This is a genomic window from Pedobacter sp. AC212 (genome assembly GCF_979258625.1).
Map to the genome: position 1 here is coordinate 2,923,142 of NZ_OZ409870.1, position 23,772 is coordinate 2,946,913.

Annotated in this window: 28 protein-coding genes; 14 read left to right on the top strand and 14 right to left on the bottom strand. The window is 36.3% G+C overall.

The window, feature by feature from the left end:
• Positions 1 to 10 precede the first annotated feature (10 nt).
• On the bottom strand, positions 11 to 1,060 hold the full coding sequence (gene queA, locus ACZZZC_RS12705) for a tRNA preQ1(34) S-adenosylmethionine ribosyltransferase-isomerase QueA (protein WP_265798766.1): 1,050 nt from the start codon (positions 1,058 to 1,060) through the stop codon (positions 11 to 13).
• 199 nt (positions 1,061 to 1,259) lie between these two features.
• On the opposite strand from queA, the gene ACZZZC_RS12710 reads away from it, so the two are divergent.
• Positions 1,260 to 2,504, top strand: coding sequence for an ABC transporter permease (locus ACZZZC_RS12710; RefSeq protein WP_463487370.1), 1,245 nt, complete (start codon positions 1,260 to 1,262; stop codon positions 2,502 to 2,504).
• Positions 2,505 to 2,683: 179 nt separating this feature from the next.
• On the opposite strand, the gene ACZZZC_RS12715 is transcribed toward ACZZZC_RS12710, so the two are convergent.
• Positions 2,684 to 3,880: a pyridoxal phosphate-dependent aminotransferase gene (locus tag ACZZZC_RS12715; protein WP_463487371.1), complete on the bottom strand. Its 1,197-nt coding sequence runs from the start codon at positions 3,878 to 3,880 to the stop codon at positions 2,684 to 2,686.
• 112 nt (positions 3,881 to 3,992) lie between these two features.
• On the opposite strand from ACZZZC_RS12715, the gene ACZZZC_RS12720 reads away from it, so the two are divergent.
• Positions 3,993 to 4,979 (top strand): cation diffusion facilitator family transporter, encoded by a 987-nt coding sequence (locus tag ACZZZC_RS12720; protein ID WP_463487372.1) that lies wholly within the window; start codon positions 3,993 to 3,995, stop codon positions 4,977 to 4,979.
• Positions 4,966 to 5,409: an NUDIX domain-containing protein gene (locus ACZZZC_RS12725; RefSeq protein WP_463487373.1), complete on the top strand. Its 444-nt coding sequence runs from the start codon at positions 4,966 to 4,968 to the stop codon at positions 5,407 to 5,409. Before ACZZZC_RS12720 ends, ACZZZC_RS12725 begins: the two co-directional genes overlap by 14 nt.
• Positions 5,410 to 5,441: 32 nt before the next feature.
• Here ACZZZC_RS12725 and ACZZZC_RS12730 read toward each other — a convergent pair whose 3' ends face one another.
• The 7 genes from ACZZZC_RS12730 to ACZZZC_RS12760 all read right to left on the bottom strand — a co-directional run bounded on the left by ACZZZC_RS12730 (position 5,442) and on the right by ACZZZC_RS12760 (position 10,286).
• Entirely contained in the window at positions 5,442 to 5,852 is a 411-nt protein-coding gene (locus ACZZZC_RS12730; protein ID WP_463487374.1) for an SRPBCC family protein, read from the bottom strand.
• A 23-nt stretch (positions 5,853 to 5,875) separates the two neighbouring features.
• Complete coding sequence (locus ACZZZC_RS12735) at positions 5,876 to 6,292, bottom strand: VOC family protein (protein WP_463487375.1); 417 nt, start codon at positions 6,290 to 6,292, stop codon at positions 5,876 to 5,878.
• A gap of 89 nt (positions 6,293 to 6,381) precedes the next feature.
• Positions 6,382 to 6,735, bottom strand: coding sequence for an MmcQ/YjbR family DNA-binding protein (locus tag ACZZZC_RS12740; protein WP_463487376.1), 354 nt, complete (start codon positions 6,733 to 6,735; stop codon positions 6,382 to 6,384).
• Between the two features lie 159 nt (positions 6,736 to 6,894).
• Positions 6,895 to 8,268 carry an exonuclease domain-containing protein gene (locus ACZZZC_RS12745; RefSeq protein WP_463487377.1) on the bottom strand — a complete coding sequence of 458 codons (1,374 nt, stop codon included), beginning with the start codon at positions 8,266 to 8,268 and terminating at the stop codon, positions 6,895 to 6,897.
• A 168-nt stretch (positions 8,269 to 8,436) separates the two neighbouring features.
• Positions 8,437 to 9,066 carry an autotransporter outer membrane beta-barrel domain-containing protein gene (locus ACZZZC_RS12750; protein ID WP_463482375.1) on the bottom strand — a complete coding sequence of 210 codons (630 nt, stop codon included), beginning with the start codon at positions 9,064 to 9,066 and terminating at the stop codon, positions 8,437 to 8,439.
• 10 nt (positions 9,067 to 9,076) lie between these two features.
• Positions 9,077 to 9,439: a response regulator transcription factor gene (locus ACZZZC_RS12755; protein WP_056848937.1), complete on the bottom strand. Its 363-nt coding sequence runs from the start codon at positions 9,437 to 9,439 to the stop codon at positions 9,077 to 9,079.
• A 109-nt stretch (positions 9,440 to 9,548) separates the two neighbouring features.
• A complete protein-coding gene (locus ACZZZC_RS12760; RefSeq protein ID WP_463487378.1) occupies positions 9,549 to 10,286 on the bottom strand; it encodes a LytR/AlgR family response regulator transcription factor in 738 nt (245 codons plus the stop codon).
• Positions 10,287 to 10,601: 315 nt separating this feature from the next.
• Here ACZZZC_RS12760 and ACZZZC_RS12765 point away from each other — a divergent pair, with 315 nt between their 5' ends.
• From ACZZZC_RS12765 to idi, 4 genes are all read left to right on the top strand, one after another.
• Positions 10,602 to 10,880, top strand: coding sequence for a hypothetical protein (locus ACZZZC_RS12765; RefSeq protein WP_056848939.1), 279 nt, complete (start codon positions 10,602 to 10,604; stop codon positions 10,878 to 10,880).
• Between the two features lie 166 nt (positions 10,881 to 11,046).
• Entirely contained in the window at positions 11,047 to 11,934 is an 888-nt protein-coding gene (locus ACZZZC_RS12770; protein WP_463487379.1) for a MerR family transcriptional regulator, read from the top strand.
• A 1-nt stretch (position 11,935) separates the two neighbouring features.
• The gene (locus ACZZZC_RS12775) at positions 11,936 to 12,772 is read left to right on the top strand and encodes a phytoene/squalene synthase family protein (RefSeq protein ID WP_463487380.1); all 837 of its coding nucleotides are present in this window, start codon (positions 11,936 to 11,938) and stop codon (positions 12,770 to 12,772) included.
• A 4-nt stretch (positions 12,773 to 12,776) separates the two neighbouring features.
• On the top strand, positions 12,777 to 13,319 hold the full coding sequence (gene idi / locus ACZZZC_RS12780) for an isopentenyl-diphosphate Delta-isomerase (RefSeq protein ID WP_463487381.1): 543 nt from the start codon (positions 12,777 to 12,779) through the stop codon (positions 13,317 to 13,319).
• A 154-nt stretch (positions 13,320 to 13,473) separates the two neighbouring features.
• Here the strand turns inward: idi and ACZZZC_RS12785 are convergent, their stop codons facing one another.
• The 3 genes from ACZZZC_RS12785 to ACZZZC_RS12795 are packed head-to-tail and all read right to left on the bottom strand — an operon-like array spanning position 13,474 to position 14,820.
• Positions 13,474 to 14,217, bottom strand: a complete 744-nt coding sequence (locus ACZZZC_RS12785) for an endonuclease (RefSeq protein ID WP_463482380.1) — start codon at positions 14,215 to 14,217, stop codon at positions 13,474 to 13,476.
• Positions 14,210 to 14,413 carry a KTSC domain-containing protein gene (locus ACZZZC_RS12790; protein WP_463482381.1) on the bottom strand — a complete coding sequence of 68 codons (204 nt, stop codon included), beginning with the start codon at positions 14,411 to 14,413 and terminating at the stop codon, positions 14,210 to 14,212. Before ACZZZC_RS12790 ends, ACZZZC_RS12785 begins: the two co-directional genes overlap by 8 nt.
• Positions 14,414 to 14,439: 26 nt before the next feature.
• A complete protein-coding gene (locus ACZZZC_RS12795) occupies positions 14,440 to 14,820 on the bottom strand; it encodes a hypothetical protein (protein WP_265798783.1) in 381 nt (126 codons plus the stop codon).
• 105 nt (positions 14,821 to 14,925) lie between these two features.
• On the opposite strand from ACZZZC_RS12795, the gene ACZZZC_RS12800 reads away from it, so the two are divergent.
• From ACZZZC_RS12800 to ACZZZC_RS12820, 5 genes are all read left to right on the top strand, one after another.
• Positions 14,926 to 15,114 (top strand): hypothetical protein, encoded by a 189-nt coding sequence (locus ACZZZC_RS12800; RefSeq protein ID WP_463482382.1) that lies wholly within the window; start codon positions 14,926 to 14,928, stop codon positions 15,112 to 15,114.
• A gap of 97 nt (positions 15,115 to 15,211) precedes the next feature.
• Positions 15,212 to 16,003 (top strand): HipA family kinase, encoded by a 792-nt coding sequence (locus ACZZZC_RS12805; RefSeq protein ID WP_463482383.1) that lies wholly within the window; start codon positions 15,212 to 15,214, stop codon positions 16,001 to 16,003.
• Positions 15,981 to 16,364 (top strand): DUF3037 domain-containing protein, encoded by a 384-nt coding sequence (locus tag ACZZZC_RS12810; RefSeq protein ID WP_463482384.1) that lies wholly within the window; start codon positions 15,981 to 15,983, stop codon positions 16,362 to 16,364. The genes ACZZZC_RS12805 and ACZZZC_RS12810 overlap by 23 nt, the downstream gene beginning before the upstream one ends.
• Positions 16,365 to 16,419: 55 nt before the next feature.
• A complete protein-coding gene (locus tag ACZZZC_RS12815; protein WP_463487382.1) occupies positions 16,420 to 18,330 on the top strand; it encodes an AAA domain-containing protein in 1,911 nt (636 codons plus the stop codon).
• 155 nt (positions 18,331 to 18,485) lie between these two features.
• On the top strand, positions 18,486 to 18,863 hold the full coding sequence (locus tag ACZZZC_RS12820) for a response regulator (RefSeq protein ID WP_463482386.1): 378 nt from the start codon (positions 18,486 to 18,488) through the stop codon (positions 18,861 to 18,863).
• Here ACZZZC_RS12820 and topB read toward each other — a convergent pair.
• Positions 18,860 to 20,710, bottom strand: coding sequence for a DNA topoisomerase III (gene topB, locus ACZZZC_RS12825; protein WP_463482387.1), 1,851 nt, complete (start codon positions 20,708 to 20,710; stop codon positions 18,860 to 18,862). The two genes, ACZZZC_RS12820 and topB, sit on opposite strands and share 4 nt — an antisense overlap.
• Positions 20,711 to 20,875: 165 nt before the next feature.
• Between topB and ACZZZC_RS12830 the strand changes: the two genes are divergently transcribed.
• Positions 20,876 to 21,319 (top strand): hypothetical protein, encoded by a 444-nt coding sequence (locus ACZZZC_RS12830; protein ID WP_463482388.1) that lies wholly within the window; start codon positions 20,876 to 20,878, stop codon positions 21,317 to 21,319.
• On the opposite strand, the gene ACZZZC_RS12835 is transcribed toward ACZZZC_RS12830, so the two are convergent.
• On the bottom strand, positions 21,316 to 22,095 hold the full coding sequence (locus ACZZZC_RS12835; RefSeq protein WP_463482389.1) for a murein L,D-transpeptidase catalytic domain family protein: 780 nt from the start codon (positions 22,093 to 22,095) through the stop codon (positions 21,316 to 21,318). The two genes, ACZZZC_RS12830 and ACZZZC_RS12835, sit on opposite strands and share 4 nt — an antisense overlap.
• A 210-nt stretch (positions 22,096 to 22,305) precedes the next feature.
• Here ACZZZC_RS12835 and ACZZZC_RS12840 point away from each other — a divergent pair, with 210 nt between their 5' ends.
• Entirely contained in the window at positions 22,306 to 23,754 is a 1,449-nt protein-coding gene (locus tag ACZZZC_RS12840; RefSeq protein ID WP_463482390.1) for an SDR family oxidoreductase, read from the top strand.
• Positions 23,755 to 23,772 lie beyond the last annotated feature (18 nt).

Below are 23,772 nucleotides of genomic sequence, written 5' to 3' on the forward strand. Positions count from 1 at the left end.
GTACTAAAATCTATATAATTAGCATGGCATCACCATAACTATAAAATTTATATTTTTCTTTAACTGCTACTTCGTAAGCATTCATTACATTTTCATAACCACCAAACGCACTTACCATCATCAATAATGTCGATTCTGGCGTGTGGAAGTTTGTAATCATTGAATTAGCAATATTAAATTCGTAAGGAGGGAAGATGAACTTGCTTGTCCAGTCATTTGCAGCCTTTAATGTTCTGTTTGCTGATACAGCCGATTCTATTGAACGCATTGAAGTAGTTCCAACTGCGCAAATTCTTCTTTTTTCCTCTATGGCTTTATTTACAATATTAGCATCTTTTTGCTCGATGATAAATTGCTCTGAATCCATTTTGTGTTTTGTCAAATCCTCTACCTCAACGGTTCTAAAGGTTCCTAACCCAACGTGTAAGGTTACTTCCGCAAATTCTACACCTTTAAGCTCAAGGCGTTTCATCAACTCGCGACTAAAGTGTAAACCCGCAGTTGGAGCTGCTACAGCACCTTCGTGTTTTGCGAAAATGGTTTGGTAGCGTTCTTTATCCTCAGCAGTTGCCTTACGTTTTATGTATTTCGGAAGCGGCGTTTCACCTAAAATTTCTACGTTTTTTCTAAATTCTTCGTCTGTTCCCTCAAATAAGAAGCGAATGGTACGCCCACGAGAAGTAGTATTATCAACAACTTCAGCAACCAATAAGTCATCGTCGCCGAAATATAATTTATTACCTACCCGAATTTTACGAGCTGGATCTACTAAAACATCCCATAAACGTAACTCTTTATTTAATTCGCGAAGCAAAAAAACCTCGATAGTAGCGCCAGTTTTCTCTTTATTACCGTATAAACGAGCAGGAAAAACTTTTGTGTTATTCAGTATCATTACGTCTTTGTCATCGAAATAACCCAGCACGTCTTTGAAAATTTTATGTTCAATTTTACCACTGTCTTTGTGTAAAACCATCAAACGTGCTTCATCGCGTTGTTCGGCTGGATTGTTAGCAATTAATGACTCTGGTAAGTTGAATTTGAATTGTGATAATTTCATTCTTGATGAATTTTTTGAGGTGCAAAAATACGAATTTAATTTTTCTTTTTCGTATTTTATCAAACGTAATTACAGTATACAATGTTTTGGTTAATTAAATATTGAAAAATAAGTCGCTTAACTCTGAAACGCCACAAAATTAACTAGTTTTGAAAATGAGTTGTAACCTTTTTACATGCTGTGCATCTAACCACTAATTATGATAATCTTTAGGCTAATAGGGGAAAGTTTTCGTTTTGCTTTTGATGCACTACGCCAAAATAAAATGCGTACCATGTTATCGCTTCTTGCGATTACGATTGGGATTTTTACCATCATCGCTGTTTTCTCAGCAGTAGATACCTTTCGTGGTAAACTTCAGTCAAGTGTAGATAAATTGGGATCGAATACGATTTATGTTCAAAAATGGCCTTGGAGTTTTGGCGATAACTATCCTTGGTGGAAATACATGAACAGGCCACAGCCTTCGCTTCGTGATTTTGCTGCTTTGAGAGAACGAATGGGGAATGCCCAGGGAATCACTTTTGAAATCTCGACGAGTGATAGGACAATAAAATACAGAAGTAACTCTGTTGAAGGGATAAATGTTTCTGCAGCTTCGCATGATTTTGAAAAAACCTGGAATTTCGAACTTCAAGCCGGTCGTTATTTTACTGAAACCGAAAGCAATAACGGCTCACCTGTCTTATTGATGGGAGCAGATGTTGCTGACGGATTATTTGGTGGAGATGACCCGATAGGAAAACAAGTGCAAGTTTTAGGCAGGAGATTAACAGTAATTGGTGTATTTAAAAAAGAAGGCGAGGATATGTTGGGTACTTCTTTGGATAAAAATGTGAATATTCCGATAAATTTTGCCAAAAGCATTCTTGACATTCAAAATGAACGATACGGGCCACAAATTACAGTGCGTGGAAATGATAATGTTTCGCTTGAAGAAGTAGAAAGCGAATTGAAAGGTTTAATGCGATCTATCCATAGAATCAGACCTGGACAGGAAGAAGATTTCGCCCTGAATAAAACAACCATACTTTCTAATCAACTAGATTCGATGTTTACCATGGTAAACTGGGCAGGTTGGATTATTGGAGGTTTCTCGATATTAGTTGGAGGCTTTAGTATTGCAAATATCATGTTCGTATCCGTTAAAGAGCGAACAAACATTATTGGTATTCAAAAATCATTGGGAGCAAAAAATTATTTTATTCTATTGCAATTTATATTCGAATCTATTTCACTATGTATTTTGGGAGGGCTGCTCGGGCTGTTGCTGGTCTATTTGATTGCACTATTACTAGGAGCACTTACCGGATTTTATATTATACTGGGAGTAAATAACATTTTACTCGGCATTTGGATATCTGTCATTATTGGAACGATATCGGGATTCTGGCCGGCATATTCCGCATCAAGATTAGATCCGGTTGAGGCCATTAGAAGCTAAAATGTTATTCGTCTTGAAGGAATTAGCCAAGACGGATCTTTACTGTCAGTTTCGACCTTTGCTATTTGTTATTCATATTATAATACGAAAACTCTAAAATTAAAAACCCTTCGCCAGATCATTTCTAGCGAAGGGTTTTATATATAAACTGAAAATTCCGAATTACTAACTGCAAATAACTATGCTAGCTTGCCTAGTGCTTCTTTAATTCGTCTTAAAGCTTCTACTAAACTTTCATCCGAAGCTGCATAGGATAAACGGATATAATTATTGTTTCCAAAAGAATCACCACCAACGGTAGCTACGTGGCCAACGTTTAGCAGATACAGCGCTAAATCAGAAGAGTCTTTGATGATATTTCCGTCCGCATCTTGCTTGCCGAAAAATGAACTGATTTCTGGAAAGAAATAGAATGCGCCATCCGGAAGGTTCGTTTTAACACCAGGGATTTCGTTTAGTAAATTGTAAACCAATTCTCTACGACGAAGAAATGCCTCTTTCATGGCTAAAACACTGTCCAGGCCCTGCTCATAAGCTACGATGCCCGCTCTTTGTGCAATTGAACAAGTTCCTGAGGTGGTTTGTCCCTGCAATTTATCATTTGCAGCAGCAATTTCTTTGTTTGCTGCAATATAACCTAATCTCCAACCGGTCATTGCGAATGCTTTCGAAAAGCCATTAACAATAATTACTCTATCTTTAATACTCTGAAATTGTGCGATAGATTCGTGCTGATCAACAAAATTGATATGCTCATAAATCTCATCCGACAGGATATAAATGTTAGGATGTTTCTCAAAAACCTTAACTAAAGCTGCCAATTCATCCTTGCTGTAAACTGAACCAGTAGGGTTACATGGCGATGAAAACATAAACAACTTCGATTTTGGCGTTATGGCCGCTTCTAATTGTTCGGGCGTAATTTTGAAATTGCTCTCGATATCTGTATCGATGAAAACTGATTTTCCTTCCGCTAAAACAACCATTTCCGAGTAGGAAACCCAATATGGCGTAGGAATAATCACTTCATCATCTGGATCTATCAAAGTTAAAATTACATTTGATAGCGATTGTTTTGCGCCGGTAGAAACTACAATTTGCGAAATATCATAATCGAGATTATTTTCGGTTTTTAATTTATTAACAATAGCTTGACGTAAATCTGGGTATCCTGGAACTGGCGAGTAACGGGTGTAGTTATCATCTAAAGCCTTTTTTGCGGCATTTTTAACATGTTCAGGCGTATTGAAATCGGGTTCACCAACACTTAAACTTATAATATTAACACCTTTTGAGGCCAGTTCACGGCCTAATTTGGTCATTTTAAGTGTCGCAGATTCTGATAGATTGTTGATTCTTTTGGATAAGGTGCTCATGGTTAATTACTTTGAACGCAAATATATAAACCAAATATTATTCTGCACTAAAAAAGGCATAGTTTTTCTCATTTAATTTGAGTGATAAGCGTATTTTTGTGAAAAATATCCCGTGACGATTAAAAAGCAAGCGATTATAATTTCATTAGTGGTTAGTATTTTTTTAATGCTAGCCAAATTTGTGGCTTATTTCATCACCGGCTCAAATGCCATTTTAACCGATGCAGCAGAAAGCATTGTAAACGTAATTGCTGGCAGTTTTGCGTTCTACAGCATCTATTTAAGTACGCAACCCAGAGATGAAAACCACCCTTATGGCCACGGAAAAGTAGAATTTTTCTCCGTCTTTGTTGAAGGAATTTTGATTCTTCTAGCAGGTATCATTATTATATTCAAATCATCTTATAATTTAATTTATCCCCATGCCGTCGGGCAGCTTTTACAGGGAACCATAATTATAGGAATTACTGGTCTGGTAAATATGATCGTTGGTTTATACCTGGTTAAAGTTGGCAAAGAGCAGCATTCTATAACGCTACAGGCTGACGGAAAGCACTTACTTACAGATACTTATACTAGTGTGGCTATAGTTCTCGGCTTAGTGCTTATTCAAATAACAAATATAATTTGGTTGGATAGTCTGCTTTCTATTATCGTTGGCTTTTACATTGTATATTCTGGCTATAAGTTAACCAGAAGTTCAGTTGGTGGGTTAATGGATGAAAGCGATTTTACCTTAGTAGAAGAAGTTGTTGATGTACTGCAGAATAATAGGCATAATCCCTGGATTGATGTTCACAATCTTCGTACCCAACAATACGGCCCTGATTTTCACATAGATTGCCACGTTACATTGCCTTACTATTTCGACCTGAATCAAGTTCATCGAGAAATTTCACAGATTGATGAACTTATTAATAAAAACGGAATTCGAAAGGCAGAACTATTTATCCATGCCGACCCTTGTTTGCCTGCGTGCTGCCATTATTGCCACATGAGCGAATGCCCGGTGAGGGCAGAAGCCTTTAAAAAGGAAATTATCTGGACGCCTGAAATTGTGATCAAGAACAAAAAGCATTACGAAAATGAGTTACTTTAATGTACGTGTTTATGGTTTGCTAATTAATGCTAACCAACAGATTCTAATTAGCGATGAAGAGGAGCATGGCTTTCGTTTCAGCAAATTTCCTGGTGGTGGTTTAGAAATTGGCGAAGGTCTTATTGATGGGCTAAAGCGAGAATTTATGGAAGAATGTAATGCTGAGATAGAGGTTTTATCACATTTTTACACGACTGATTTTTACGAAAAATCTTCTTTTAACGATAGTCAGGTGATAAGTGTGTATTACCTGGTTAAAGAAAAGGCACCTTTACAACTTGCCTTTAAAACAAAAATTTACGATTTCGATGCAGAAGGAGAAATTCTTCAAGCCTTTCGTTGGGTTGCGATAAGTGAATTGGATGTGAACGCAATTACCTTCAAAACGGACAAAACTGTTGCTGAACTACTGAAGAAAGCATTAAAATAGCAAGCAATTATTTACAGAACTTGTAAGAAATTTTATAAGGCATCATTTACAAAGTAATTCCATCCAGCTTTAAAACTTTCTTTTTGGAAATCTTTACCATTTTCGACAAAGGTTTCAACGCCTGTATGGGTTAGTTTTAGCCGGGTATTGTTTCCCTGCTCAAAGATTTCCCATTTCACTATTGAGCTGCCTGGGTAGTTATCATATTTCCATGAATAAGCAATTACAGCTCCTTCATCAACTTCGATGATCTCACAAAGATGTAAGTATTTTGGTCCTTCGTCAGCACCACCAATAAAGTCGAACTTGAATCCAATCCTCGGTTCGAACTTATCCAATTGAAAATACCATTGTTTAAGTTGGTTGTTATCTGTTAAGGCTTGCCAAACTTTATCAATTGGCACATTGTAAACGCATTCGACTATTAGCGGTTTAGCATCCATATGTTTAGATTTTATGACTTAAACTAACCCAAAGGCATTTTGCTGAAATCCATAAACAAAATGCTCCATCTTTGGCCGTCAAGATCTATAAAGCCGCAACCGTACATCCAACCATCTTTATAACCAGGTTCGCCATAAATAGAACCACCCGCTTCCGCCACTTTTTTAGCCAAATCATCTACTTCCTCCGGACTCTCGGCATCGAAGGAAAATAATACTTCGTTTCCAGAAAAATTTCCTGAAACTGCGCTACCGGCAAAACCCTCGTATAACGATTTCTCAAAAAGCATTAAAACCAGACCTGCATCACCAACCAGGAAACTAGCACTATCTTCGCGAACACCATATTGCAAGTTTAATTTGAAACCCAGTTTGGTGAAAAATTCTTTAGATTTTTTTACATCCTTAACTGGAAGATTTATCCATAGTGATTTGATCATAGCTATAAAATTTTATTAAACTTAATCAGATTTTCAAAAGAAAAAGAATGGTATTTATGAAAATTTACCGGGTGAATTAAGACAATTTGTTACTTCTTAACAGCTTTCTTCTTATATTTCTTAGCTAAATCTTCAGGCGCTACGGCGCAATAAGAAAGTCGAACCGCATCATTAAGAACTTCGTCTTCTATGAAACTTAATTCAAAAATTGTCCATCCTTGTTTGCCCCAGCCCGCCTGTGCAGGATAGATTGCTGATGGGTCTAAATCCGAAAATTTGTTTTGCTCTTTTGGTGATAATCTAAAAACTGCTTTTAAGTTTGAATTATCAATTGTAATAAAGATTTTATCGTCAACTTTAAATGAGTTTTTGTTGGCATTTGGTGTTTCTACTACGTCTTCAAAAGACAAGGCAAGTTCTCTAAAAGAATCTGGAGATATCATAATATGTGTTTTAAATGACCTTCAATCGAGTTATCATTAAAAATTTGATTTAGCAAACTTACATCAATTTTAAGCTTTTAAGTCTTTTATATCTAAATAAAAAGGTAAAGGATTGAAAGATAACTGATAAAATTAGCTCGTAAATTTCGAGAGCCTAAATTACAATTTATATAATTTCTGCGGAAATTCTGCAGCATGATTAAGAATTAAATTAAGAATATAACTGTTGGATTGATAAATTGACAAATCGTTTTTGATAGGAGCTAAGCCATCCGCTAAATAGGTTTTATCTTTAAAATATCCCATTCCGTAGAATCTTCCATTTTCTACCACAAGACAGCTAAGTTCTTCTGCCTCACGTCCGTCGTCAACCAATGCGAAGCTGGGCTGTAAACTCTGGAGGTCAGCTAGCGCATTATTTAAACGCTTATTGTAAACGGCAACTGTTTCTATGCCGCTACAAACGCCAAAGCATTGTCCGTTATCGTGTGCAGTGCATTTTGTAGCCGTTTTTTGAAGATAGCAGAGCTTAGCACAAAGTTGATATTTTTCAATTAGCTGATTCAAAAAATTGTAACCTTCTAACAAGCTATTAAAACTTTGAAGTGATTTATTGTTTGTTTTGTGCTTATCTATCGCCAACCTTAAATAACCATTTTGATCTTCAAAAACATAAAGATCATACTTATGCTCATAACGCTTCATGGCTCTGTTATTTTCTGGCCAAAGTCTTTTAATTTCGTTCGCTTCTAAAATTAAAGCCATCAACTCGGTACCGCAAACAACATAGTCAACATTATAAATCGTTCTTAAGAAATCTTGTCGTTGCTTATTTGGTTTGTTGCCAGTAAAATGGCTTATCACTCGTTTTTTTAAGTTTTTAGCTTTTCCCACATAAACTATCTTTCCCTTATTATCCTTAAAATAATATACGCCAGGTTGGTTGGGCAACCTTAAAATTGAAGCACGATCTAGATGTGGGGGCAAAACCTGTTCTTTTGAACTCTTCTTTAACATTTCGGCAATAATACCTTCATGATCGGTTTCTAAAAGCATATTAAACAATATACTGGTTGCATCGGCATCTCCTCCAGCACGGTGTCGATTTTGAATGGAGATATTTAATGCACTACATAACTTGCCCAAACTATATGAAGCCTTTCCTGGGACAAGCTTTCTACTTAGCCTTACTGTGCAAAGTTTACGGCAGTTCAAGTCGTAACCCGCAGCCGCTAGATGATGTTTTAAAAAAGAATAATCGAAATTAACATTATGTGCTACAAAAACCTTTTCATTTAAAAGCTGGTAGATTTGCAGTGCGACATCCTCAAAGTGGGGTGCGTCTGCTACCATATCGTTGTCAATCCCTGTTAAAGCAGTGATATAAGCAGGTATAAATTGCCTTGGATTGATTAAGGTTGTATAGGATTCCACCACCTGATTTTCATCATGAATGTTTATGGCTACCTCAGTAATTCCATTTGCAGAGGCATGGCCTCCCGTGGTTTCTATATCTACAACTGCGTACAACATCGGCAAATTTTCAAACACAAATCTATACTAAAATATTTAGTAATAAAAATAATTTTGAGCTATTTTTTGATGGTTTTTTTAGTTGTATTGCATTTTTAGTAATGCTTTAAAACAAAACCAGCGAATACGTAATAACGCAATCGCTGGTTAACTATTATTAATATTTTATTAAAGCTTACTCAATAATTTGCTTAAATTAGGCTTAATACCTACGCTAACAGGAACGGTGTTAAATACGCGATTTTGAATTTTACCAAAACCATACATATAACTAACCTCTACGAATAAGTTGGCGCCGCCGATATTGTATTCAATTCCACCGCCACCTTCAGCAATACCTAAACTATTGGTTTTGTTTTCCATATTTACCTGCAATGTATTAGCATTAACACCAGCTTGAGGAGTCAAAATAAAGCCGCCACCTGCACCAGCGAATCCATAAAAGGCCCATTTATCTACTATTTTACGATACCCTAAGGCAATGTTTAATAAATAAGTAGTTGATCTGCCTTTCTGAATGGTATAAGTGTAACCGGGGTCGGCGATCTGTTGGTTGAATGTAAAAGCATGTAAACTCACCTTTGGATAAACGAAAAAGCCTCCGTTACCTACAGCTAAATTTACTCCAAGAGAGGTCGAGAATTTCGGTTTAAAGTAATCTGCTGTTTCGCCCATCGGGAATGCAAAACCAATTCCACTCATAGAATAAAGTTTATCAGGACGGTTACTTTGTGCGCTAGCTTTCATTGATATTGCGGCGCAAAGCAATATAATCGGGGTTAGTAATCTTGAGTTCATATATGGTTTTTTAATTAGCAATTAGCTTATTTACTTTTCGCAGTAAATCTGAAATGTTAAAAGGTTTAACTAAATAATCATCCGGGTTTAGTTTTTGCGATACGATGTAATTTTCATCATAACGGGCAGAGGCCATTATTACCGGGATATTTTCTGTTTCAGGATTTAGTCTTAGCTCTTTGAAAACTGCTCTGCCATCCATTCCGTTCAGCATAATATCCAGAATAATTAAATCTGGCATAAACTCTTTTATTGTTTTAAATATAAATCTTGGAGATAATAATGGGTAAACGCTGTAATGCTCGGTTTCTAGTGCCATCTGAAAAACCTCCAAAATATCGGGATCATCATCAACAACTAATATTCTTTTCAAAACGGATCTTCAATTAATAAAAAATAGACTATCCCTAATACAAAGAAACATCAGGAATGTTTTAACCGCTATTAAAAACTTAAATTAAACTTCCCGATGACATCAATTATCAGCTATCTTTCAAAGAATTGTTATTTGCAAATTCGTTAAAAAGCAATTTGTGCGAATCTTCAATTGTATAAAGAACGCCGCTGGCAAGCAAAATCTGATTGCCTAAAACACTTTTGATGTGCTTTTTAGAAATGATTGTATCGGTACTAATCTGGATAAACCCTGGGTGCGATCGCAACATATTAATCATCTTCGCGAAGTTTATTTTAGCACTTGATATAGATAGCTCCGTGGTAATAAAATTAATATCGTGTTTATGATCCTCGACCGCAATCAAATCCTCAAAATTTACTCTTACTAATTCGTCATTCTCATTATGTAATGGAATGTAAAAGTAATGGTCATTAAATATGGATAAAGTTTGATGGTCGGTTTTACCAGTAGGAAATAAATTATTAATGGTTTTGGTGAAGTTAAGAATAGAATAGGGCTTCAATAGGTAGGCATCTGCCTCAACTCTAAAGGCATCTAATGCGTATCTCGGATGAGCTGTGGTAAAGATAAGATGCTTAGCCTTTTGCCTCAATAAGCCAGCGAGCTCAATGCCAGAAAGTGCCGGCATCTCTACGTCTATGAAAATAATATCAACAGGATTTGCCATAGATATTTCTGCCAACGCCTGCAAAGGTTCAGTAAAAGTTTGAACTAACTCCAGTTCGGGCAACTTTTCCATGTAAGCAATTAGATTTTCTAAGGAATGGGGATCGTCATCAATGGCGATGCAACTTATAGACATTTTGTGAGTTTTAGATGCTGCAAAATACAATTTAGAGTGATAAAATCGAAAAATAATTTATAATGTATTGGCAAATAGTAGATTTAATTGTGTAGTGTTAATTTCACGAATATGAATTAATAAACTGCAAGCATATACATTTTATTAGAGGTATAAATATGCGATTAATAATAATAAATATGTAGTTTTAACATAAATGATTGATGTGATTTACAATTTATTGACCATTTGATAATATTTCGGGTTTAAAACCGTAATAATCTTAAGATGATCCTTAAATACAACTCAATAATTATCTACCTAAAATACATTCCTATGAAAAACAGAACCGCCATCACTACTACGTTGAATAAATCTATCACCAGAAAAGTGATTGAATTGCAAGAGTTAGGATATGATTGTGATTTCCTTTTGCTTGCTAACGGTAATTTATTGTGTATTCAAACCAATCGGAAATACCCAATTAAATCGGTTTCGATAGAAACAATGGAACACGGTTATGATTTTTTTAGTCAAACATATAAACATGTTCACACCATTGTTACGGGAAACGGAGAGAGTGGGGTTCTGCTAACTGAGCGAGCCTACAATTGAGTTTTAACATGCGTTATGAGTGTTAAAATTCTTTAGTTTCGACTGAGCATTCCAACGGAGCTGCCTTGAAATTTTATTACTTCGAAATTGTAAATTTTGTTTCGGATAGAAAAAAACTATTCGACTTTCTTTTTGTTTAGATTTTATTGAATATATTTAAACAAAAATGACTTATACCATTTCAGATCTAGAACAGCTTTCGGGCGTACATTCGCATACTATTAGGATTTGGGAACAAAGGTATAATGCTTTAACACCTATGCGATCGCAGGGTAATACTAGATTGTATGACGATGAACAGCTTGTAAAGCTATTAAACATCGTTAGCTTAAATCAAGTAGGTTTAAAAATTTCAAAAATCTGTAGTCTTTCTAACGAAGCAATAGAAGATCTTTTAGATCAACAATACGAGCATCAATCTGACGATGATCTGGCTGAATTCTATCTGTCGAGGTTAATTAAGTTTGGTTTAGAATTTAATCACTTAGCTTTTAACAATCTACTCAACGATTGCATGCAGATAATGGGTGTTACCAATACCTACCGTAGAGTAACATACCCTTTACTTGTTCGTTTAGGATTGATGTGGAGAAAAGATGATATTTGTCCTGCCCACGAACATTTTATCAGCAACATTATCAGACAAAAACTTTTTGCCCAAATCGATAAAATAAATACCACTAACCAGGATACTGCTACCTGGCTACTTTTTCTACCCGAAGATGAAGACCATGACATCGGTTTAATTTTCGCTTACTACCTGCTAAAACTAAATAATCAAAATGTTATTTTTTTAGGCAATAGAACGCCATTAGATTCTATAAACGCTGTAATTTCGACGATAAATATTGATCACGTTTTGCTTTTTATGGTTAAATCACGAGCAGAAGAACCAACAAATAAATATATTATTAACCTCACTAATAAGTGCAAAACTGCTAAAATTCATCTGGCAGGAAATGCAACAGTTATAAAAAAACTTAAAAATATTGATCATATCAATTGGTTTAAATCGCTTGATGAGTTCGAAAAATCAATACAAATCCCTATTTAACATGAAAGAAATTTTCGATCAACTATCGGCCAATTGTAGTAAACTCACCACCACTAGTTATAGTACCAGTTTTTCTTTTGGCATCTATTTTTTAGGTAAAGAGTTGCGCCAACCCATTTATGCTATATATGGTTTCGTTCGTTTAGCGGATGAAATTGTTGACAGCTTTCATAATTTTGATAAAAAGTATTTACTCGAAAAATTTAAGCAGGACACCTTCGAATCTATCCAGTTAGGCATCAGCTTAAATCCTGTGATTAATTCTTTTCAGAAAGTAGTTAATGAGTTTAAGATTGATCATGAACTCATTCGTCTTTTTCTTAGAAGTATGGAAATGGATTTAGAGGATAAATTATACACGCAAGATTTATATGATGAATACATTTTGGGTTCAGCGGAAGTTGTAGGGCTTATGTGCTTAAAAGTGTTTACCAATGGTGATGAAAGTGAGTATAATAGACTTAAGCCTTTTGCGATGAAGCTTGGTTCTGCCTTTCAAAAAGTTAATTTTTTGAGGGATGTGAAAGCAGATCATCAGGCTTTGAACAGGAATTATTTCCCTAATGTGAATTTAGCGGCGTTCTGTGATAACGAAAAACGAAAAATTGAGCAAGAAATAGAGGAGGAGTTCAATGAGTCTTTGGTTGGCATTAAGATGCTCCCGTTAAGTTCGAGAAACGGCGTTTATTTATCATATATCTACTATAAAAAGTTATTTAACAAAATAAAGGGATTGAGTGCAGAGAAAATTATGACTGAAAGAATAAGAATACCTAACCACCATAAGATTGGTTTAATGTTCGATTCTATGATCCGCCATAAATTAAATGTGATCTAGTTTAATGGAAGAACACGTAATATTAGTTGATCAAAATGATATACCGCAAGGTAAAATGGAGAAATTAGAAGCCCATCAAAAGGGTGCTCTGCATAGGGCGTTTTCCATTTTTATCTTTAATGATAACAATGAGCTTTTATTGCAGCAACGGGCCGAGGGAAAATACCATTCCGGTGGGTTGTGGACTAACACTTGCTGCAGTCACCCTCGGGAAGGCGAGAGCAATTTAGAAGCCACACAGAGAAGGTTAGGGGAAGAAATGGGAATGAGATGTGATTTGAGTTATGCCTTCAACTTTCTTTATAAAGTTAAATTTGAAGATGGATTGACGGAGCATGAACTTGATCATGTTTTTTTCGGCAGATCTAATAAGAAGCCCGTAATCAATCTAGACGAGGTGATGGATTTTAAATACATGACCCTCGATCTGTTGAAAAAAGATATTGAATACAACCCAAACAACTACACGATTTGGCTGAAAATATGCTTGGAAAAAGTAATTCAGCATATGGAATTCGTTGAAAATAAAAACGGGCATACAGCCTAAGCCATATACCCGTATCTAAATTAACGCTCTCGAGGACAAATATAGAAGTAGTTTATATAATTCCTAAATGTTTAACAATTCTTTTACTTTAAGATTATAGTTCACTGTCATCGTTAAGAAATACAAGACGAAACATCGGTATTTGTGGTAGAAATTATTGTTTAGAATAATTTCTCTGACAAAAATCGCACACATAACATTGCCTGTGTGTCTTCCCGAGTTCTTGTTTAGTAACCTTATGATCTGCAGCGCACTTCTTCTGCAGATACACTTCCCAATGCTTACTCAATGTGTTTTCCTTTTTCCAATCCAGAAAATCAAAGCTATATCGTTGGCTTTCACTAATAACCTCTTTAAGTTTAGCTAAAGGAATATCTTCAATTTTACTAAGTGGATGAACTTTAGTTCTATATAACACTTCGTTTTTTATGATATTGCCAACGCCTCCAAAAATCTTTTGATCTAATAATACATCGCAGATATAGGAAGATGCGGTTTCTTTCAATTTTTTTAGTGCCAGTTTGGGATCCCATGATTTAGACATAACATCAGATTTCCAGTCGTAATGTTCGTTAATATCACCCTCAAGTAGGTCAATTTTACAGGTGTAGAAATTTAGCTGATCATTTTTAAAGGTGAGTCCAAGTTTGATTGGTGTTTTTTTACTATCATTTATTAAATATGTTCCGAAAAGCATGAAGTGAATACGGACAGTAAAATCATCAAAACAAATTAAAAAGTGTTTTCCCCAGCTCTTGAAATCATTAACCTTTCGATGCAAAAGCCGGTCTTTATCAATAGTCGTCACATTTCCTGTCACTTCCAAAACCTCAGGTTTTCTTAAGTGCAGTCCAGCCACCAAATCTTTTAATATCACAATTGATGGTCCTTCAGGCATCTGCTAGTTTTTTAAATGAGTAATGTTCTTTGATATAATAATTGAAATATCTGCCTTTTGATCTGGCAGCCTTGAAGCTTTCGAATACCTTCTGCGGCACACCTTTATATTGATAGACCATTCCAGAGACAAAGGTGATATTGAGTGCTTTCGCTTCTGGATTATAACTAAAATGATCTATAACGGATGATGGCATAAAAAGTATTTTCTTAACTCAAATTTTTACTCTCCCTTAAGTTCTGATTCTTCTTTGGCTGCTCGAATTTTCTCTTTCTTTAAATCAATTCGTATAATATTATATAAGCTCATGTATACATTTGCAATCCAAACAATTGCAAAGAACGCTATAATGTATCCTCTCCAATCTGGATAGATAAGCGTGTATTTCGTAATCAACAGGATAATCAAGGTGATATAGTGACTGAAACAATATTCGCAGGTGAACACATAAAAAAATTTCCGCTTAATTAGCTTGTCGCAATTTTTAGATCGATCAACACAAAATTCTCTCGCCTCTCTAAAAATTTCTTCTTTGGTAACCGTCCAGGCGATGCAAGCTACGGGGAGCGCTAAAACAAAAATGTAATAGATGTGTGGTTCCATGAAATCGAATTAATTTTAAATACAACCTTCAACCATCGAAAATGTTTAGATCCTGAAGTAAACATTTTAATGCTACAACTGTTTAGTACTTCAAAAACCATAATTATGGAAAGATCAGAAATTGTATCTCTATTAGAGGTTATCAATCAGCAAGTAAGTTCTCCAATTTTAGGCGGGATGGAAGATGATTACGAGGTATTGGAAAGCATGGGCTTAGTTAAAATTAACAGGGAATCTATTCAATGGACAGCCGTGATGACACCAGCAGGCAATGCGTATCTAGGGCATGATTAATTGACCGTATAGGTTAATGATATTAATATAAATCTTCTAAATTTGTGGCGAGGTTAGCACGTGACCTATTTTTATAATTGTTACGCTAATTAAGCTTATGAATGAAATTCAACTAAGAACGGTTAGTGTTACGCGGTATGTTACGCCTTTGCGAGAGGGCGGATCAATGCCTGCAATTGCTGAAGCCGACGATAATTTCTTATACGTATTAAAATTCCGTGGCGCCGGCCAGGGAACAAGGGCATTAATAGCCGAGCTAATTGGTGGCGAAATAGCAAGAATTTTGGGCTTACGGGTTCCGGAATTAGTTTTTGCTAATCTGGATGAGGCATTTGGAAGAACCGAGCCGGATGAAGAAATTCAAGATTTACTAAAAGCAAGTGTCGGTTTAAATCTCGCACTTCATTACTTATCAGGTGCCATAACTTTTGATCCAACAGTTACTACTGTCGATGCCAAACTGGCCTCGCAAATTGTGTGGTTAGATTGTTTTTTAACCAATATGGATCGTACATGCCGCAACACCAATATGCTCATTTGGCATAAGGAACTCTGGCTCATCGATCATGGTGCGTCGCTATATTTTCACCATTCATGGCAAAACTGGAAAGAACAGGCTACGAGACCGTTTTTTCTGGTAAAAGACCATGTTTTATTGCCTTGGGCATCTGAGTTAGATGTTGTTGATCAGGAATTTAAATCGATCTTAAATCCTGAAAAAATTCGGGCAGTTATCAACTTAATTCCGGATGATTGGTTGGAAGGGGAGACTAACTTTGAAAGCAATACAGCACACAGGAATGCCTACTCGTATTTTCTGGAAACCCGTTTAGCAAATTCTGAACTATTTTTAAAAGAAGCGCAGCATGCAAGAGAAATTCTTATTTGAGTATGCCGTGATTCGTGTTATGCCTAGGGTAGAGCGTGAAGAATTTATGAATGTGGGCATTATTCTTTTCTGTGCAAAAAAGAAATTCTTGCAAAGCATTTTCATTGTTGATGAAGTTAAACTATCTACTTTTTCAGCTAAAATCGATATTGACGAAGTACAGGCAAATCTTTCAGCTTTTGAACGAATTAGCATAGGCGCAAAAAATGCTGGTCCGATTGGTCAATATGATCAGGCCTCCCGTTTTAGATGGCTTACTGCCACTAGAAGTACTGTAATTCAATGCTCTAAAGTACACCCTGGTTTTGCCACAGATCCTTACGAGACGATGATGAGGCTCCATCATGAATTGGTGTTGTAATTGCAAATTAGTCTCATTAATTATATAATTCACTGATTTTTTTTTATCCTATCCATTGTTAAAAGAATATTTTAAAAAGCTTCAAGATCTACTTAATACAGAGCCTGAGGCAGATCTGCAATCCTATCTAAAGCTTACAGAAAATACTTCGCCTGCCGATCGCCGTTCCCTGGGGCTTACCTGGTATCCAATTGCTATCCGAAATAATGAGATCGGAAGGGGCGATTATTTAACCGTGGAGGTGGAACGTACAACACATCAAGATTTTTCTCATCAGTTTAGATTTGGATCTTCTGTGGTGTTATTCTCCAATCATGATCCAAAGGAAGATCAGCTAGAAGGAATAATCACCCACCAAACGGGCACTAGAATGAAAATCAACTTTCGGGTTGATGAATTGCCAGATTGGACAAGAGATGGTAAACTTGGTGTCGATTTGTTATTCGACAACAACAGCTACGATGAAATGCAAAATGCATTGAAACGAGCGTCAGTTCTTTCGGAAGATGATTCAGAAAATAAACTGATCAGAATATTGGCCACAGCTGAGAAACCATCGTTTCAGACGGAAGAAAAGTTTGTTATCCCTAGCACATTGAATGATTCGCAAAGGCTTGCGGTAAATAAAATTGTCACCGCTAATCATTTGGCAATTGTTCACGGTCCTCCTGGTACAGGAAAAACGACTACACTCGTTCATGCCATAAAATCATTGATCAAGCATAATAACCAAAAGATTTTGGTAGTTGCCCCTAGCAATACTGCCGTTGATTTATTAACAGAGAAACTTTTGCTGGAGGGGTTGAATACCATCCGTATTGGTAACCCAGCTCGGGTTTCAGAACGACTACTAACCTCGACTCTAGAACACAAAATGGCTGATCATCCGGATATGAAAACCATTAAATCGCTAAAAAAACAGGCCAACGAATATAAAAACATGGCCCATAAGTATAAGCGAAGTTTTGGCAAGGCTGAAAGAGATCAACGGAAAGCTTTATTTAATGAGGCGCATAAAATTGGGAAAGAAGTAGAAAAAATTGAGCAATATATTACAGACCATTTGTTTGATAAGGCACAAATTATCACTGCAACCTTAGTGGGTGCAAACCATTACAGCGTCCGCAATTTGAAGTACAATACCGTAGTGATTGACGAAGCTGGCCAGGCATTAGAACCCGCCTGCTGGATACCAATTTTAAAAGCAGAGAAGATAATCTTTGCAGGAGATCACTTTCAGCTTTCACCGACAATAAAATCCCAAGAAGCCGGAAGTAATGGCTTAAGCAAAACATTATTAGAAAAGTTGATAGACATTCACCCTGAGTCTGTTGTGCTTTTGAACGAACAGTATCGAATGCACCAGAACATTATGGGCTATTCCTCTAAAGTTTTTTATCAGAACCAATTAAATGCTCATCATTCCGTTGCAAGTCATTTAATTTTCGACGATGATAAACCACTTATTTATATCGATACTGCTGGCTGCAGTTTTGATGAAAAACTAGATGGCACAAGTACTATAAATCCTGATGAAGCTGCTTTTTTAGTTAATCATCTCACCTCATTCGTGCAGGAAGTTACTTCCAAAGAAATTGATAATTTTCCATCAATAGCAATTATCTCACCTTATAAACAACAGGTACAATTTATAAAGTCCTTAGTTGAAGAAAATGAAGCTTTAATTCCTCTAAAAAATAAAATTTCGGTAAATACAATAGACAGTTTTCAGGGGCAGGAACGTGATGTTGTTTATATCAGTTTAACCAGAAGCAATTCCGATGCATCAATTGGGTTTTTATCAGATACCAGAAGAATGAATGTGGCTATGACAAGGGCACGAAAGAAATTGGTAGTAATAGGAGATAGTGCAACATTATCAAAGGCCAAATTTTATGCAGACTTTATTGAATATGCCGATAAATTAGGTGCCTACCATAGCGCTTGGGAATTTATAAATAGCTAACCTATTAGGTCATTTATTTTGCGTATAAATTATTACATTTGAGTAAATCATCCTGGATTTATTTTATCGCTTTAAAATTCCCTTTAACCATCAAGGAAGAAAACTGTGTTATATAAATTTCATTGTAAAGGATGATGGTTTAATAATTAACGGAAATGAAAGTAGGAATTAAAGTTTTAATTGCAGACGATAGTGATTTGATGAGAATGGTGATGAAAGGTTTTTTCAAAAAATTTCTCGACAATCCAACTATCACTGAAACTACTAATTTACCAGATACATTTGAGTTGCTAAATCAAACCCAGTTCGATTTTTTGCTTTTGGATATCAATATGCCAAGGGGAGATAGTAACCCTGAAACTATAAGAAAAGTTCATGCCATCCAACCTCAAATAAAGGTGTGCATGTTTACAGGTAACGATAAGGCCACTTTACAGCACCAATATAAAGATGCAGGGGCGATAGGTTTCATCAAAAAAGATGAAAACATGGGTATCTCGATTGAGCAAGTGTTAAAGAAAGCTTTCGATTAAGCTTTCTCTAGTTTTTTATCTTCTAGCTTTCCAGAAATACTGGCTCCCGCAATCAATAATTCGTTGGTAATCATTTTCGTGTATTCCGTAATTTCCGATTTAAAATCTGCCACGGAAGATCCCGATCGAATTTCTTCCAATCGCTTTTCCCATTGTCCGGTTAGTTCAGCTTGTGCAATTTGTTTGTCTTTTACCACTTCGTAAACTGCCAAGCCTTTATTAGTAGGCAACAAATTACGTTTTTCGCGTACAATATATTCTCTGGTAATTAAAGTTTCAATAATTGAAGCCCGTGTTGCTGGGGTACCCAAACCACTGTCTTTCATGGCATAACGCAATTCCTCATCCTCAATTTCTTTTCCACAGGTTTCAAGTGCCTTTAATAACGAAGCTTCGTTGTACATGGCTTTTGGTTTGGTCTGTTTTTCGAGCAAAGACTTTTCTAAAATAGGCAATTGCTCACCTACAACAACTTTAGGCAGCGCCGCATTGTCTTCATCTTTTTTATCTTCATCGGTTTCGTTAAAAACCGAGCGCCATCCTGCAGAGCGGATAACGGTTCCATTCGCTATGAAAGTTAAACCCGATTGGATAGTAATTTTGGTAATTTCCTTAAGGCATTCCTGATGAAAAGCTTCAATCATCCTCCCCACAACCATATCGTAAACCGCTTGTTTATCGCTGCTTAAACCATACGCTTCTTCGCCGGTGGGCAATACGGCATGGTGATCAGTTACCTTTTTAGCGTTTACACTTCTTTTATTTAGGCTAAACGTTTGAAGAAACTGTGCTTGTTTACCAAAATCAGGATGAGTGGTAAATTTCGAAATTAACGTTGGAACGCCAGCAAAAACATCATCACCAATATACCTTGATCCGGTACGTGGATAGGATACCAATTTGCTTTCGTATAAATTTTGCAAAATATTTAAGGTTTGGTCGGCGGTAAATCCTTTCTTTTTATTTGCTTCCTGCTGCAGGCTACTCAAATCGTGCAAAAGTGGTGGTGGTTCTTTGCGGGGTTTAGCCTCTACAGCAGTGATGTTTCCTCCAGTGGCAAAACCAGAAGCTACATCTTCTACCAATGCAAAAAGTTTTTCAGCTTCTTCTTTATCCTTATAGTTTGAGGTAGATACTGCCTTAAATTGCTGCTCATCCTTGATCAGTTGGATGGCTATTTGGCAATAAGTTTGGGGAACAAAATTTTTAATTTCCAGGAACCGGGCACAAATCATTGCAAGCGTTGGGGTTTGTACTCTGCCCAAAGATAATACGCTTCTGTTCCCAGCCGAGATACTTAAAGCCTGAGTGGCGTTCATCCCTACCAACCAGTCAGATTCTGAGCGGCAATGTGCCGAATTAAATAAGGTATCATAATCTGTGCCGGGCTTTAGGTTTCTGAAGCCATCTTTTATCGCTTCATCTGTTTGAGATGATATCCAGAGTCGTTTGAAAGGTTTTTTACATTTCAGATAATAATAAATATACCTAAAAATTAATTCGCCCTCACGCCCGGCATCGGTAGCAACAATGATTTCGGTTGCTTCATCAAACAAGCGCTTAATGGTGTCCAACTGTTTTCTAACTGCCGGATCTTCTACAAAACCATCTTTGGTTTTTACCTTTCTTACTGCTAACTTAAATTTAGCTGGCAACATTGGTAAATGTTGTTTTCTCCAACCAATAAAACCATAATCTTGTGGAGGTGCCAATTGAAGTAGGTGTCCGAAAGCCCAGGTAAATGAATATCCTTTACCTTCGATATATCCATCTTTACGGGTTGTTGCGCCGAAAACTTTAGCAAGTTCACGACCAACAGAGGGCTTTTCTGCAATAACTATCTTCATTAATTAGGCGTATTTTTCAACCTCAAAGATGACTAAAATAATCCTTTCAACAGCTAAAATTTTACTCACAGGGTAACCAGCTGAACTTAAACATTTTCGGCATCAAGCTGTTTGGAATACATCGTTTAGTAACAATAAATCGATTTTTAAATCCAATATTAAAAAATGAGAAAGATTTACGAATTAGCAGCATGCAGGATAAAAGTTGATTTGCAACCGGGCATAATTCGTGTATACAGTGATGCTGAATTGTGGCGCTTTTTGAATGGAAACGTTAACGAAAGATTTAATTTGTTAGCAAAAACGATTAAGAGTAATTACAAAAATCTGTTTAACAAGGATTTAGTCATTTCCAATGACTCGTTAATTGTTGAAATATTGGTACATGTTTACTGCGATTATGTAGGGTTAAAGTTTAATAGCGTTATTAAATTAACACCTCTGAACAATTTTGTGAAGAAGTTACTACTGAGAGCAGAAATTGTGGACTGCGGCGAAAAGGAAAAAGACAGCAATCGTTGGGTATGGGATTTTTTGGCCCGGTTTAAACCAATTTTTGTTAAAATGCTCCCTAAAAATTTAAACAACACCAACCTCAAAATGTACTAATCCATTTGGGCAGCCATCATATTATTTTGATTTAAAGCTGCATTAGCCGCTAGTGTTTCGTTTAAAAGAGAAGACTGATAAGCTTGTTCTGAACTATTTATAAATAAGACTGTCCGATCTGCAATGGCATCAATTACTTTATTGGCGAGTTTAGTGGGCACAGCAGGACAGCCCTGACTTCTTCCTAATCTACCCAGTTTATTTATGGTTTCTTGCGAAACATAATCTGCCCCATGTACAACAATCGCTCTATCTCTGGCTTTGCTATTAAAATTCTGATCCATTCCATCTAGTTTTAACGATCTGCCATGTTTTCCAAAATATATTTCTCCAGTGAGATAAAACCCCAAACTACTTTGGTTCGAATTCTGAATATTCGAAAAATTAGAGGGTTTATCCCCACCGCTATTCTGGCCGTGTGCCACCCATGTATTTAAAATTAGTTTCTTTTTATCTATATCAATAATGTACAAGCGCTTTTTACGACTTTCCTGATCAAAATCTGCGATGGTTAGCACTGATTTGTCATGCAATAAGCCAGAATATTTCATATTATAATAACCGGTCAATGCTTTCTCAAATACCTGCTCACTCAAACCAACCGAATCCAAATCGGCCGTTTGATATAAATCCAAAATGTACTGGTTGTAAACGCTATCTGCTGCAAAGTTTTTTAAAGGTTGAGATTGGGATTGATCAGCTGCTTTAAAACTTGTTCCAATAAGAGCAACACATACTAAAATGATGGAAGCAAAGTATAAAATGTATTTATTCATACAGGGATGTTTGGTTTAATACTACATATACGATAGATTAAACCAAATGTTGTCCAAAACACAGTGTAGCTTTAATAATACAGCTTGTTTGACCTTCAAATGACTTTAGGTTTTTATTTTATAGCTTAGTGGAATACAAATTCTTTTAAATCAGTAGGAAAAGAAATAACAAAACAGTTTTTAAGGTGTTGTGAAATAAATAATTACTTGATGAAAATACTGCTCACTGGCGCAAACGGATACATAGGTACACGATTACTCCCTTTATTATTAGATGCGAAGCATCAGGTTGTTTGCATGGTGCGTGATAGCAGAAGATTTGCGGCACAATCTGACTTAGTGGATCAGGTTCAAATTATCAATGGTGATTTATTAAATCCCGATTCTCTAAATGAGATTCCGGATGATGTTGATGCAGCTTATTACCTGGTTCACTCCATGTCGTCAAGCGACGAAGGGTTTTCTGATTTAGAGAAAAAATCTTCAGAGAATTTTGCTAACGCAATAAAAAAAACAAAGTGTAAGCAGATCATTTACCTTACTGGTATTGCTAACGACGAGCATTTATCCAAACATTTAGGCTCCCGGCTGGCGGTCGAAGAAGAATTAAAATCATCGGGAATTGCCTGTACCATATTGAGAGCTGCAATTATTATCGGTTCTGGGAGTGCATCTTTCGAAATTATCAGAGATCTAACAGAGAAAATCCCGGTGATGGTGGCTCCAAAATGGGTAAAAACAAAATGCCAGCCTATCGGTATTCGCGACGTATTGGGCTATTTAACTGGTGTTCTCCATAACAAAGAAGCATTTAATGAAACGTTTGATATCGGTGGTCCGGATATTTTAACTTATAAAAATATGTTGTTGGGCTATGCAAAGGAACGCGGTCTGAAAAGGTGGATTATCACCGTACCGGTACTTACCCCACGATTATCATCTTTATGGTTGAATTTAATTACACCTGTACCTTACTCACTGGCAAAAAGCTTGGTTGATAGCATGAAAAATGAAGTGATTTGTAAAGATGACCGAATTAAAGAGGTGGTGCCGCGGCAATGCTTAACCTATGCCCAGGCTTTGCATTTGGCTTTTGAAAAAATCGATCAAAATTCTATAGTTTCAAGCTGGAAAGATGCCTTAAATAGAGGCTACCTGCAAACCGATTTCATGGATCAAATTAAAGTTCCACAAAATGGTACGTTGGAATATAAGGTGAAAATGCCTTTTGAACGCAAGGCGGAAGAGGTTTTTGATAATATTTGGAGCATCGGCGGAAGTAGAGGATGGTATTTTATGGATTGGCTTTGGCAGCTAAGAGGTTTTTTAGATAAAATTTTCGGCGGCGTAGGCACACGCAGAGGCAGAACCAGTAATATTGATCTTCAAGCTGGTGATGTGCTTGATTTCTGGCGGGTGCTTTTAGCCGACAAAAAGAATAAACGATTATTACTTTATGCCGAAATGAAAGTGCCTGGTGAAGCCTGGCTAGAATTCAAATTGGTAGAATTTCATGGCCAGGCGTTTCTATCGCAAATTGCTACCTTCAGGCCGAAAGGTTTATGGGGAAGAATGTATTGGTACGCCATGTGGCCATTTCATATTGTATTATTTAAGGGCATGGCCAAACAGATTACTACCTTTCAACCTGAATCTTAATCCAATTTTGTTAGTTTT

What these genes read in the sequence shown, in the direction of transcription:
- ACZZZC_RS12790 (WP_463482381.1), bottom strand. Translation starts at nt 14,413, where the DNA reads ATGCCATCATCCGTTATAGATCATTTTAGTTATAATCCAGAAGCGAAA.
- ACZZZC_RS12760 (WP_463487378.1), bottom strand. Translation starts at nt 10,286, where the DNA reads ATGTCTATAAGTTGCATCGCCATTGATGACGATCCCCATTCCTTAGAA.
- ACZZZC_RS12710 (WP_463487370.1), top strand. Translation starts at nt 1,260, where the DNA reads ATGATAATCTTTAGGCTAATAGGGGAAAGTTTTCGTTTTGCTTTTGAT.
- ACZZZC_RS12750 (WP_463482375.1), bottom strand. Translation starts at nt 9,066, where the DNA reads ATGAACTCAAGATTACTAACCCCGATTATATTGCTTTGCGCCGCAATA.
- ACZZZC_RS12735 (WP_463487375.1), bottom strand. Translation starts at nt 6,292, where the DNA reads ATGATCAAATCACTATGGATAAATCTTCCAGTTAAGGATGTAAAAAAA.
- ACZZZC_RS12725 (WP_463487373.1), top strand. Translation starts at nt 4,966, where the DNA reads ATGAGTTACTTTAATGTACGTGTTTATGGTTTGCTAATTAATGCTAAC.
- ACZZZC_RS12765 (WP_056848939.1), top strand. Translation starts at nt 10,602, where the DNA reads ATGAAAAACAGAACCGCCATCACTACTACGTTGAATAAATCTATCACC.
- ACZZZC_RS12775 (WP_463487380.1), top strand. Translation starts at nt 11,936, where the DNA reads ATGAAAGAAATTTTCGATCAACTATCGGCCAATTGTAGTAAACTCACC.
- ACZZZC_RS12745 (WP_463487377.1), bottom strand. Translation starts at nt 8,268, where the DNA reads ATGTTGTACGCAGTTGTAGATATAGAAACCACGGGAGGCCATGCCTCT.
- ACZZZC_RS12730 (WP_463487374.1), bottom strand. Translation starts at nt 5,852, where the DNA reads ATGGATGCTAAACCGCTAATAGTCGAATGCGTTTACAATGTGCCAATT.
- ACZZZC_RS12800 (WP_463482382.1), top strand. Translation starts at nt 14,926, where the DNA reads ATGGAAAGATCAGAAATTGTATCTCTATTAGAGGTTATCAATCAGCAA.
- ACZZZC_RS12785 (WP_463482380.1), bottom strand. Translation starts at nt 14,217, where the DNA reads ATGCCTGAAGGACCATCAATTGTGATATTAAAAGATTTGGTGGCTGGA.
- topB (WP_463482387.1), bottom strand. Translation starts at nt 20,710, where the DNA reads ATGAAGATAGTTATTGCAGAAAAGCCCTCTGTTGGTCGTGAACTTGCT.
- ACZZZC_RS12840 (WP_463482390.1), top strand. Translation starts at nt 22,306, where the DNA reads ATGAAAATACTGCTCACTGGCGCAAACGGATACATAGGTACACGATTA.
- ACZZZC_RS12740 (WP_463487376.1), bottom strand. Translation starts at nt 6,735, where the DNA reads ATGATATCTCCAGATTCTTTTAGAGAACTTGCCTTGTCTTTTGAAGAC.
- ACZZZC_RS12810 (WP_463482384.1), top strand. Translation starts at nt 15,981, where the DNA reads ATGCAAGAGAAATTCTTATTTGAGTATGCCGTGATTCGTGTTATGCCT.
- ACZZZC_RS12820 (WP_463482386.1), top strand. Translation starts at nt 18,486, where the DNA reads ATGAAAGTAGGAATTAAAGTTTTAATTGCAGACGATAGTGATTTGATG.
- ACZZZC_RS12715 (WP_463487371.1), bottom strand. Translation starts at nt 3,880, where the DNA reads ATGAGCACCTTATCCAAAAGAATCAACAATCTATCAGAATCTGCGACA.
- ACZZZC_RS12770 (WP_463487379.1), top strand. Translation starts at nt 11,047, where the DNA reads ATGACTTATACCATTTCAGATCTAGAACAGCTTTCGGGCGTACATTCG.
- ACZZZC_RS12835 (WP_463482389.1), bottom strand. Translation starts at nt 22,095, where the DNA reads ATGAATAAATACATTTTATACTTTGCTTCCATCATTTTAGTATGTGTT.
- queA (WP_265798766.1), bottom strand. Translation starts at nt 1,060, where the DNA reads ATGAAATTATCACAATTCAAATTCAACTTACCAGAGTCATTAATTGCT.
- idi (WP_463487381.1), top strand. Translation starts at nt 12,777, where the DNA reads ATGGAAGAACACGTAATATTAGTTGATCAAAATGATATACCGCAAGGT.
- ACZZZC_RS12830 (WP_463482388.1), top strand. Translation starts at nt 20,876, where the DNA reads ATGAGAAAGATTTACGAATTAGCAGCATGCAGGATAAAAGTTGATTTG.
- ACZZZC_RS12805 (WP_463482383.1), top strand. Translation starts at nt 15,212, where the DNA reads ATGAATGAAATTCAACTAAGAACGGTTAGTGTTACGCGGTATGTTACG.
- ACZZZC_RS12795 (WP_265798783.1), bottom strand. Translation starts at nt 14,820, where the DNA reads ATGGAACCACACATCTATTACATTTTTGTTTTAGCGCTCCCCGTAGCT.